Genomic DNA, 10,664 nt, shown 5'->3' on the forward strand with positions numbered 1-10,664 from the left:
AACCACCTCCAACCAGGGCATACCCAGCTGGAGGTGGTTCTAAATGCGATCTAGTTGATGATGAACTGCGAACCTGGCTCGATCAGGATGTCGCCGTCACGCGAGTTGGTGATCGTGACGTTCGTCAGGTGCGCCGAGCCGCGGGCCTGGGCCATCGCGAGGATGCCCGAGCCGTTGTTGGACTTGTCGATGCGCACGTTGGTGATCCGCACGTCCGGCATGCCGCTGCCACCACCCTTGAACTGGATGCCGTCGTAGGTGGAGTCGTAGATCTCGGTGTCCCGGATGACCACCCCGGGGATGGCGAGGTTCTGCGAGAACAGCGTGATGGCGCCGAACTCCTGCGCCTCACCCCAGAACGCGCCACCGGTGCGGTACAGGGCGTTGTTGGCGAGCGTCGTCGTGCCGCCGAACGGCAGCGGGTCGTGGTCGGTCGCCAGCATGATGCCCGGGTAGTTCGCGGTGTCGGAGATGATGTTGTTCTCCGCGCGGTTGTTGGAACCTCCGTAAATCGCGATTCCGTTGGCACGCCACGGCAACGCGATCGTGTTGTTGAGGAACGCGTTGCCACTGCCCACGTCGACGTTCTGGTCCTTCACGTACTTCGACGCCCACACCGCCAGCGCGTCGTCGCCCGTGGTGCGGAACGACGAGTTGAACACCGTGGAGTTGCGCGTGCCGTTGGTGAAGTTGATGCCGTCGGCGTAGGTGTCGCGGATTCGCATGCCGCTGAACTGCAGGCCGTCGCCGGGGTTCCAGCGGTCGGGCAGGTTCGTGTAGTCGCGGCCGACCCACACGCCGACGTTGGCGTGCTCGATCCACACGTTGGTGATCTTCGTGTTCTTGCCGAACCGGCCGTTGAGGCCGACGCCGCCCTCCGCGTTGCCGTCACCGCCGCGGATCCGGCCGGAACCGAAGATCGCGATGTCGGAGATCTGCGTGTTGTCGTCGATGTCGAACCCGAAGTTGCCCTCGTGCGGGTGGTTGATCGTGCCCGCGTCCTGCGGCTGCGTCAGCGAGAACAGCTGCGAGTGCCACATGCCGGCGCCGCGGATCGTGACGTTGCGGATGCCGACCTGGTTGTACTGACCGGAGTTGAACAGGGTCAGGATCTTCTTCTCCTGGCGGAACCTGCCTTCCGGGATCCAGACGCACGGGATCTCGCCGTTCTGATCGGCGGTCACCGCGCGCTGGATGGCATCCGCGTCGTCCGTCTGGTCGTTCGCGACAGCCCCGTACTGCGTGATCGACACGCACTCGGCGGGCTTCTGCGCGGCCGGAGCGACCTGCTCCAGGTCGATCAGGTCGATGACGTAGAACTGCGCGTTGTCACCGGAGTCGCGCTGCAGCTTGAACTTCGTGCCGGCCGGGTAGCTGTTCGCCAGCAACGTCGAGGACTCGTCGAACAACCTGCGAGCGTCGCCACCCGGCCGGTTCGTGAGGCCCTCGGGGTCGTCGGTGCTGCCGTACAGCCAGCTGTGCCGCGACGAGAGGTTCAGCTTCTGCACGAACTGGTCGTTGGCGTACAGGCTGATCGTCGCTTCCTGGCCACCGCCGGCTGCGGCGTCCGGGATCGAGTTGCGCACGACGATCGAGTTCGTGCTGACGGTCGAGGTGATCTCCACGAACTGGCCCTGCGCGTCGAGCCGCACCGACTTGCGGCCACTGGACTCGCTGCCGAAGTTGGTGTGCCCGAACGTGCGCTTCGCGTCCGCCTCCAGCAGCTGGCCCTGGTAGCGGCCGCTTTCGGCCTCGTAGCTGGTGAACGGAACCGAAGCGCCGCGTCCGACCACAATGGACTGAGCCGCGGCGTTGTTGTTCTCGTTGGTTTCGGCGACCTGGCCGGTGGCGTCGGCGGTCGCGGTGGCCGTGGCACCGCCGTTGGTGGCGGTCCAGGTGCCGACGTTGACCGTGACGGTCTGACCGGCGTTGATAGCGAAAGTGTTGGCGTTCAACGTGCTGCCACCGACGACCACGCGCGTCACCGATGCACCTGCGGCTGACGTGCCGCGGTTGTTGACCGACACCGCGAACGTCACCTGCTGACCGGCCGCCGGTGACGACGGGTTCGGCGTGATGCCGGTGATCTGCAGGTCCGGTCCGGGCGCCTGGCCGACGACCAGGGGAGAGCCGGAGGTGAAGGTGTTGTTGCCCTCGTTGGTCTCCGGGACCTGGTTGGCCGGGTCCACCGCGGCCGCGGCCGCGTAGGACCCGGCGCCCCGACGGCCCGCGTCGACGTTGACGGTGGCCGTGGCTCCAGGGGCGAGCCCGCCGACCTGGGCGGTACCCGCTGAACTGCCTCCGAGGGTGACGTTGAGCGTGGTCGCGCCGGACGCCACGGTGCCGCCGTTGCGCACGGTCGCGGTCAGCCTGATCGCGTCCGCCTCACTCGGGCTGGCGGGCGTCCACGTCAGGTTCGTGACGGTCAGGTCGGGAGCCGGTGCGGCCGCACCGAACACCTGGAACTCGGCGACCTGGCCACCGGGCGCGCCGGTGTTCGAGTAGAAGTGCAGCCTGACGTCCGCCACCCGGCCGCTCACCGGGATCGTGACGCTGTTGCCGCTCGCGGGGTCGAACCGGTAGTCCGCCCGTGCCTTCAGGGTCGCGAACGCCGTGGCGCTCGACTCGCGGCCCAGCACCTCGAAGTTCTGCGTGCGCGCACCCCAGACGCCGTCCGGGTTGAGCTTCACGACGACCGAGGTGACGTCCGCGTTCGAGCCCAGCTTCGCGGTCAGGTGACCGGGGAAGCCGTTGGACTCCCAGTACGTGCCGGTGTTGCCGTCCACGGCGTTCGCGGCCGCGAAGTCGTGCACGTGACCCGATTCCTCGACGGGCTTGCCCTGAGCCAGGTTGTCGCCGGTCGGCGGCGGGTCGACCGGGCCGGACTCGCCGTGCACCTCGAACTCGCTCAGCTGGCCAGCGGGCCAGGCGGTGTTCGCGGTGATCGTCACGCGGACGTACCGCACGGACGTCGCCGCGAAGTCCAGCGTCACGGTGTTGTTCGACGCCGGCGAGAACACCCTGCTGCCGGACCCGGAGATGTCGCTGAACTGCGAGCCGTTCGAGCTTCCTTGCACAGCAAGCGTTTGCGTGCGCTGTTCCCAGTTCGAGGGCAGCCGCAGCACGACCTTGCTGACGTTCTTCGCGGTGCCCAGGTCGGCCTGGATCCACTGCGGGAACACGTTGTTGGTGCTCTCCCAGTAGCTGCCCTGGTTGCCGTCGTCGGCGTTTCCGGCGCCGTACGGGCCGTTGGTGCTCGACGCGGTCAGGTTGGCGGAGAGCCTTACGACTGCTGCTCCTGCCGTTGGTGTCAGTCCGAAGAGTGTCAGTGCGGTGACGAGTGCAGCACTCACCGCACGCTTCATGAGCGTGGATTTCATGGAATTGTCCTTCACGGCAGGGAAATCAACTGATATTGATCTTGAAGGTGGTCGTGGTGTTCCTGATGTCCTGGAAGTTGTTGCTGAACCGAATGCCGTTGATCGTCACTTCACCGACGGCAGGGCCCTGGTTGGGTTCGGGCATCTCGTTGGCCCACAGGCCGAAGCCGGACTTGGCGTCGAACTGGTCACCGCTCTTGCGCGCACCCGAGATGCTGACGTTGGACAGGACGGTGTCCTGGAAGATGTTCTCGGCCGCACCGTTGTACTTGGTCTGGAACATGATTCCGCTGTACGTCGGGTCGATGATCTCGACGTCGCTCACCCGGATCCCGGTGTACTTCTTGGAAGCCGAGAACATCCAGATCGCGCCGAACGTCTGCGCGCCCCAGAAATGGCCGCCGGAACGGACCAGGGTGAGGCCGCTGAACGTCGTCGGCTCCGGCCCGAAGTCCTCCATCGGGTAACCGAAGTCGAGCGAGCTGATCGTCACGGCGGAGTAGGTGAGCGTGTCCGCCACGTAGATGTTGCGGAACACGTTGTTCTTGCCGCCGTAGACCGCGAGACCCGCCGCGCGCCACGGAGTCAGCACGCTCAGGTTCTCGAAGGTGTTGTTCTGCTGGCCGGCTCCGCCGGAGTCGGTGGCGGCGAACAGCGCGAACGCGTCGTCACCGGTCGACCGGGCCTCGATGTTGGAGACCCTGTTGCCCGCCGACCCGTTGGTCATGTTGAGGCCGTCCGCGTACATGTTGCGGATGCGGCTGTCCTTGATGACGTTGTTGTCGACGTTGTTGCCCCAGAACAGGCACATCATGTGCTCGACCCAGATGTTCTCGATGGTCATGTTCTGCACGTCGGCGAAGTTGAACACCTTGCCCGGCCCGTTGATGCGCGCGGTGTAGTTGCCGAACACCGCGAACCCGCTGAACGTCGAGCCGCTCGCGGACGACTGCGCGTCGAAGCCGATGTCGGTGTTCTCCTGGCCGGTCGGTGCCTGGAACCTGGTGAACCACGGTCCCGCGCCGATCACGCGGATCGCCTTGCCGTAGACGGTGAACTTCTGGCTGGTCTGGTAGGTGCCCGCGGGCAGGTAGACGCCGATCAGGGTGCCGGTGGTGTCCATGCGGACGCGGTCGAGCGCGTTCTGCACGTCCTGGTGGGTGAACCCGGCGGGTACGGCATAGCGTGCGGCGTCGGGGTTCCCGGCGGCGCGGACGTCCTCGAAGTTCACGAAGTCGATCGCGTAGTTCGTGGTGTTGGCCGCGTCCTTCTGCAGCTTGATCTTCGTGCCCGCCGGGAACGTCGAGCCGAGCGTCACGTTCGCCTCGTCGTAGATGTGGCGCGGCCCGCCCGCTCCGGGAGAGTTGCCCGGCTCGGCTTCGTTGCCGTAGAGCCACATGTACTTCGACGTCAGGTCGATGGCCTTGTGGAACTGGCCGTTGACGTAGACGTTGAGGTTCGAGGTGATGCCACCGCCACCCGAGTTGTCCGGGATGGAGAAGCGGGTGACCAGCGTGTTCGTGGGGCCAGACGTCGTGAACTCGACCGACTGGCCGGTGCTGTTCAGCGTGACGGCCCTGCGGCCGGACGCCTCACCCGCCAGGTCGCCGATCGTCCTGTTCGGACCGAGGACCTGCGCGCCACCGCCGGTGACCGCGTCCTCGGCCTCGACGTGCTGCCACGGAACGCTGGCACCACGGCCGATGAACAGCGACTGCTCGCTGGTGTTGTTGCCCTGCTTGGCCGGGATCTCGTTGCCGTCGTTCGCGATCGTGGTGCGGATCGTGTACCGGCCGTCCGCCGCGGCCCAGGTGCCGAGGCTGACCGGTGCGGTCGTGGCGCCGGCGTTGATCGTGCCGCTGTGGCTCGCGGGGAACGTGCGGACGGTCTGGCCGTTGCTCAGGATCGTGAGCGTGATGCCGTGAGCGCCCGCGGCACTGTTGATCGTGCCCTGGTTCTTGATCGCGACGGTGAACGTGGTGTTCTGACCACTGCTCGGGTTGCTCGGTGACCAGGCCGGTACCGCGACGAGGTCGGAGCTCGGCACGGGCGTGACGACGAGCGGGTCCGGGTGCAGGCGGGAGTTGTTGGTCTCGTTCTGCTCCGCGACCTTCTTGGTCTCGTCGACCTTCGCGGTGTACTGGTACGAGCCTTCCGGACGGGCCGCGATCGTGGTGCTCACGTTCGCCTGCGCGCCCGCTTGCAACGCGCCGACCTGGGCGGTGCCCACGGCGGTGGTGCCCAGGAAGAACGTCACGTCGGTGGCACCGGACGCGGCTGACCCGGCGTTGCGGACGGTGGCGTTCAGCGTGATCTGGTCGGTTTCGACGGGGCCGGCCGGAGTGAACGACGTGGCGGTGACGGTGAGGTCGGGGTTCGGGGCAGGGGTGCCGAACACCTGGATCTCCGCCACCTGGGCGCCGGGCGCGCCGGTGTTGGACGTGAACCGCAACTGCACGTCGGCGACGCGGGCGCTGACGTTGATCGTGACGCTGTTGCCGCTCGCCGGGTCCCAGCGGTAGTCGCGGCCCGCAACGAGGCTCGTGAAGCCGGTGGCGCTCTGCTCGCGGCCGAGCACCTCGACGTTCTGCGTGCGGGCGCCCCAGACCGGGTCGGGGTTGAGCTTGAGCGCGATCGAGCTCAGGTCCGCGTTCGATCCCAGTTGGACGGTCAGCGTGCCGGGAAGGCCGTTGGACTCCCAGTAGGTCTGGACGTTTCCATCATTGGCGTTGGCCGGGACGAACGTGTGCACGTAGCCGGACGCGGTGACGGGCTTGCCCTGCGCGAGGTTCTCGCCGGTCGCGCCTTCCCGCGTCACGGAGTTGCTGGCGGGGGACTGGTTGCCCGCCGCGTCCCTGGCGATCACGTGATAGGTCACGCGGAGGCCGTCGGGCTGGGTGTCCGTGTACGTGGTGCCGGTGAGCGTGGTGCGAAGGCTGCCGTTGGCGTAGACGTCGTAGCCGGTCACGCCGACGTTGTCCGTGCTCGCGTTCCAGGTCAGGCGGATCTGGCCGGACTGCGGCTGGGTGAAGGCGAGATTGCCCGGTGCGCTGGGTGCCGTGGTGTCACCGCTGGTGGGGCCGTGGACCTCGAACTCGCTGAGCTGACCGGCGGGCCAGCCGGTGTTCGCGGTGATCCGCAGCCTGACGTACCGCGTGGTGGCCGCGGTGAAGCCGATGGTGACGGTGTTGGCGGCGCTGGGGTTGAACTCGTACCCCTTGGACGCCACCAGATCCGTGAAGGTGGTGCCGTCCGTGCTGGTCTGGACCGACAGGGTCTGGGTGCGGGTGCCCCAGTTCGCCGCGGGGAGCTTGAGGACCACCCGGTCGGCCTTGACCGCCGAGCCCAGGTCCGCCTGGATCCATTGCGGGAACGCGTTGTTCGCGCTCTCCCAGTAGGTCGACTGGTCGCCGTCGCCGGCGTTGCCCGGCCCGTAGGTCTGGTTGGTGCTGCTGGCGCTGTAGGTGGTTGCCAGGAGCGTCGGGTCGAGGGCTCCCACGGCTTGCGCGGCAGGGGCGATGACGAGCGTTGCTGCCGTGAGCGTCAAAGCGGCTAACGGGGCTAGCAGGGAGCGGACGCGTGTCGTCGTTGACATGGCGTGCTTGGCCCTTCTCGGTGGGGACGCGAGGGGGTGTGGTGCGCCTCACCGTAGAAGTGCCTAGCAGATTACCGCAATATGTCGACGTGATTGCGCAAATTTGCGACAGAGCCCTCTGAACAGGAAAGACCTGCCTCAGTTCCGGTACCTGAACCCCGTCGTGGGCGCGGCAAGGCGATCACCAGCGGCGGCTCATCTGCCGGTGCAGGAGGTTCGTTCCCGAACGTCCCCGATAAATTGATTCTCTGTCGATCGGCTCGCTTGCGACGGCTTGCCTTCGTGTTGCAGCGTTTGCGCAAGGCTTGCGCAAACCTCAGAGCGTCGCGAACAACCTTCTGGCTCGGTTCAGCAGATCCAGCCTGTGCTCACGCGCCTTGAGCGAGTGGCCCTCGCCGGGATAGACGACGAGTTCGGAGTGCCGCACGGCTCGGTGCAGCAGTTCGGCTTGCTCCAGCGGAACGTTGGTGTCCTCGGCGCCGTGCACGATCAACAGTGGCGTGCGGATGCGGTCCGCGTAGGTGAGCGGGCTGTGCTCAGGGCTGTCGCCCAGCGCCGCCTCGAATGTGCCCCACTCGCCCTTCTCGATCAGCTTCGGCCAGTCGGAGATGCCCGCGCCGACCAGTGCGGCCTTGAACCTGTCGGTCCGGGTCGTCGCCCACGCGGCCATGAATCCGCCGTGGCTCCAGCCCGAGATGCCGAGCCTGTCCGGGTCGGCCACTCCCTGCTCGACGAGGAGGTCGATCCCGGTTTCGACGTCGTGCCACTCCTCCTGGCCGACGCGTCCGGCGACGGCCGCCGCGAACTCGTGGCCCCTGCCCAGGCTTCCTCTGGGGTTGGGCAGGAAGCTCGCGAAGCCCTGGTGCGCGAACCATTGCGCGGACGGCACCCAGTGCAGCTGGAAGTCGTCGGACCAGCGGTCGTACGGGCCGCCGTGGATCAGGGTGATGAGCGGGAACGGCCCGTCGCGCCGGGTCTTGTTCGGTGGCAGCACCAGGAGGCCGTCGAGGTCGAGTCCGTCCCTGGCTCGGTAGCGGAGGCGTTCCTGGACGCCCCACTCGACGTCGCCGAGCTGGTCGGCGTGACCGCCTCGCGGCCGGTGCGCGCCCGTGATGCGGCCGAGGAGTCCGTGGCCGAGGCGGTGGAACTCGGTGTCGAGCCCGGTCGCGACGACCATGATCGGTGCGTGGCCGTCGTCCTGGATCAGGTCTGTGGGGCAGCCTGGCAGGCCTTCGGTGAGGTTGCGGTGGTGCTGGTCGAAGACGGCGTTGCCGCCCTGCAGGTGCGGCGGTGTCAGCGCGAGGTAGCAGACCTCGTCGTTCCACCACACGGGTTTCCCGGCGTCGGCCGGGGTCGGGCCCAGATCGGTGATCTCGCCGTCGCGGATCACGTGCAGCGCGGGGTGGAGCAGGCCGGGGTCGATCTCCGGCGACGACCAGGTGATCACCGCGAGCCGTCCGTCGGGATGCCTGGCGACTTCGGCGACGTGCCGTCCGGGGACGTGCACATCCCTGGGCGGGGCTGTGTCCGCGGCAGGCGGGCAGTGGTCGACCACCATCTCGTCGGTCAGATCCCGCACCCCGAGGCCCCCTGTCTTGGTGCGTGTCATTCTGCCGCCCCGGCTGTCGAACGCCCAAGTCGCCGCTGCGTCGAATGCCGTCGAACCGCTGAGCCGCCCAACAGACCACCGAGCGCACTGGTATTCGCTCGCTTGGTCCATTCACGAACCACGAGTCCCAACTCCGTGCCAGGACACGAAAACCGGCTCTGACCAGCAAGATCACCTCGCCGGCAAAACCTTAAAGGCATTTAAAAGCAACGTGGTCTAGTCCGATTTGAACCCCGTCCGTGACCTTCCCGTAGTCACCGGTACAACACCGATGAACACCCCGAGGAGAATCGAATGGGCGCTCGACACCGCAAGCCCGCCATGATCGGCGCGGGCGCCATGCTCGCGGTCGCTGCTGTCGCCGGTGGCATCTTCGCCTTCAGCGGCACCGACTCGAACGCGGCTGAGGACTGCGGCGGACTGGACACCGCCCTGCAGAACAACCTGAACTTCATCGCCGGTCAGCAGGCGAACCCCGACGCTCAGTCGGAGGCTCGCATCGCCAACCGGCAGGCGGTCGTCAACCTCATCAACCAGCGGCGCAAGGCGGCCGGCTGTGGCAACAAGGTCCAGGCGCAACAGCCCGCGAAGGGCGAGGCCGCCACGTCCGGCGAGGACTGCGGCGGGCTCGACAAGGCGTTGCAGAACAACCTGAACTTCATCGCGGGGCAGAAGGCCAGCCCGGACTCGCAGTCCGAGGCCCGCATCGCGAACCGGCAGGCCGTGGTCGACCTCATCCAGCAGCGGCGCAAGGCGGCCGGCTGCAAGGGTGACGGCGGCGCGGGCAACGCCAATCAGGGCAACAACAACCAAGGCAACAACGCTGGTAACCAGGGCCAGGCCACGGCCCAGCCCGCCCCGAAGCCCGATGCGAACCAGGGCAACAACAACGGTGGCGGCGCGTCCGGCCAGCAGGTCTGCAACGGTTCTACCGTGACGCTCTCCGGCGAGGGCGGCGCTCCCGCCGCGTCGAGTGGCGAGTTCCCGATCGGCACCACGCTGAAGGTCACCAACCTGGACAACAACAAGTCCACCACCGTGAAGGTGGCGTCGGTGTCCGGTAGCTGCGTGCTGCTCAACAACGCGGCCTTCGAACAGGTCCGCGAGCCCGGCAAGTTCCTGATCCGCAAGGCGAAGATCGAGAAGATCGGCTGATCACCGATCCACTGTGGACGGGTGTTCCCTGAAAGGCGCGGGGGAACACCCGTCCTCAGTCGTGTCTCAGGCCCAGTCCCACCGAAATCCCCGGACACCCGGCTGAACGTCCAAAGCCACGTCCAGCAAGGTCCGGCCCGGATCCACGGCGGAGTTGTCGGAGAGCTGCACGACAGAATTCGGCGGCGACCCCTCGAACGTCACTTCCAGCACGTACTCCCGTGCCGGCAGGCGGAACTTGCGCTCGTAGCTCGTCGCAAGTGGACACGGCGCGGCGTTGACCAGCTCGTGTTCGATCACGATGCTCTCGCCCTTGCGCAGCACCTTGTCGAACAGCAGCTCCGCCACCACGAACCCCTGCGTCTCGTCCGCGACCAACCGCCCGATCTGGCAGTTCTTCAACGCCCGCACCTCGGGCAACGGCCGGTCGCGCTCGTCGACGTGCATGATCACGACCCACCGGTCGGGCCCGTTCATCGACGCCGACAGCACCTGGCGGGAACGGAACGACCGCTCGGTGCGGTCCGCCCCGATGGTCACGAAGTCCTGCTGGCTGACCCGGATCAGCTGGTCGTCCCACCGCGTCTCCATGTCGTCGAGCGCGTGCTCGACCTGGGACGGCTCCGACCAGAACGCGGACATCGGCGCCGGGGCCTTGCGCAGCCACCGGCCACGCGGCCGGGGCGGCCCGAGAAGCTCGTAGAGGTGCCCCGGCGGCACCTGCAGGATGTGTTCCAAGTGGACTACGGCCTGCAGCGACTTCTTGCGCTCGGGCTTGCTGCGACCGGTCTGCCAGTAGCTCAGCGTCGCCAGGGACACGGACACGCCGTGCTGGGAGAGGTGTTCGCGGAGTCGCTCCAGGCCGAGACCACGATTGGTGATCGCCGACCGGAGCGCTTCCGCGAACTCGTCCACGCGCGTCACG

The 10,664-nt window shown here is 67.2% G+C and carries 5 protein-coding genes; 1 reads left to right on the top strand and 4 read right to left on the bottom strand.

Translation table 11 applies throughout. From position 1 onward, the window contains the following. Positions 1–50 precede the first annotated feature (50 nt). The 3 genes from ABZ345_RS31580 to ABZ345_RS31590 form a co-directional block, all read right to left on the bottom strand. On the bottom strand, positions 51–3,380 hold the full coding sequence (locus ABZ345_RS31580; protein ID WP_359856698.1) for a CARDB domain-containing protein: 3,330 nt from the start codon (positions 3,378–3,380) through the stop codon (positions 51–53). 25 nt (positions 3,381–3,405) lie between these two features. Continuing rightward, positions 3,406–6,975 (bottom strand): discoidin domain-containing protein, encoded by a 3,570-nt coding sequence (locus ABZ345_RS31585; protein ID WP_359856701.1) that lies wholly within the window; start codon positions 6,973–6,975, stop codon positions 3,406–3,408. Between the two features lie 316 nt (positions 6,976–7,291). After that, a complete protein-coding gene (locus tag ABZ345_RS31590) occupies positions 7,292–8,584 on the bottom strand; it encodes a prolyl oligopeptidase family serine peptidase (RefSeq protein WP_359856704.1) in 1,293 nt (430 codons plus the stop codon). Positions 8,585–8,878: 294 nt separating this feature from the next. Here ABZ345_RS31590 and ABZ345_RS31595 point away from each other — a divergent pair, with 294 nt between their 5' ends. Next, positions 8,879–9,739 carry a hypothetical protein gene (locus ABZ345_RS31595; protein ID WP_359856706.1) on the top strand — a complete coding sequence of 287 codons (861 nt, stop codon included), beginning with the start codon at positions 8,879–8,881 and terminating at the stop codon, positions 9,737–9,739. 66 nt (positions 9,740–9,805) lie between these two features. On the opposite strand, the gene ABZ345_RS31600 is transcribed toward ABZ345_RS31595, so the two are convergent. Continuing rightward, positions 9,806–10,654, bottom strand: a complete 849-nt coding sequence (locus tag ABZ345_RS31600; protein ID WP_359856709.1) for an XRE family transcriptional regulator — start codon at positions 10,652–10,654, stop codon at positions 9,806–9,808. Positions 10,655–10,664 lie beyond the last annotated feature (10 nt).

Source organism: Lentzea sp. NPDC005914 (assembly GCF_040629405.1).
Classification (GTDB): Bacteria; Actinomycetota; Actinomycetes; order Mycobacteriales; family Pseudonocardiaceae; genus Lentzea.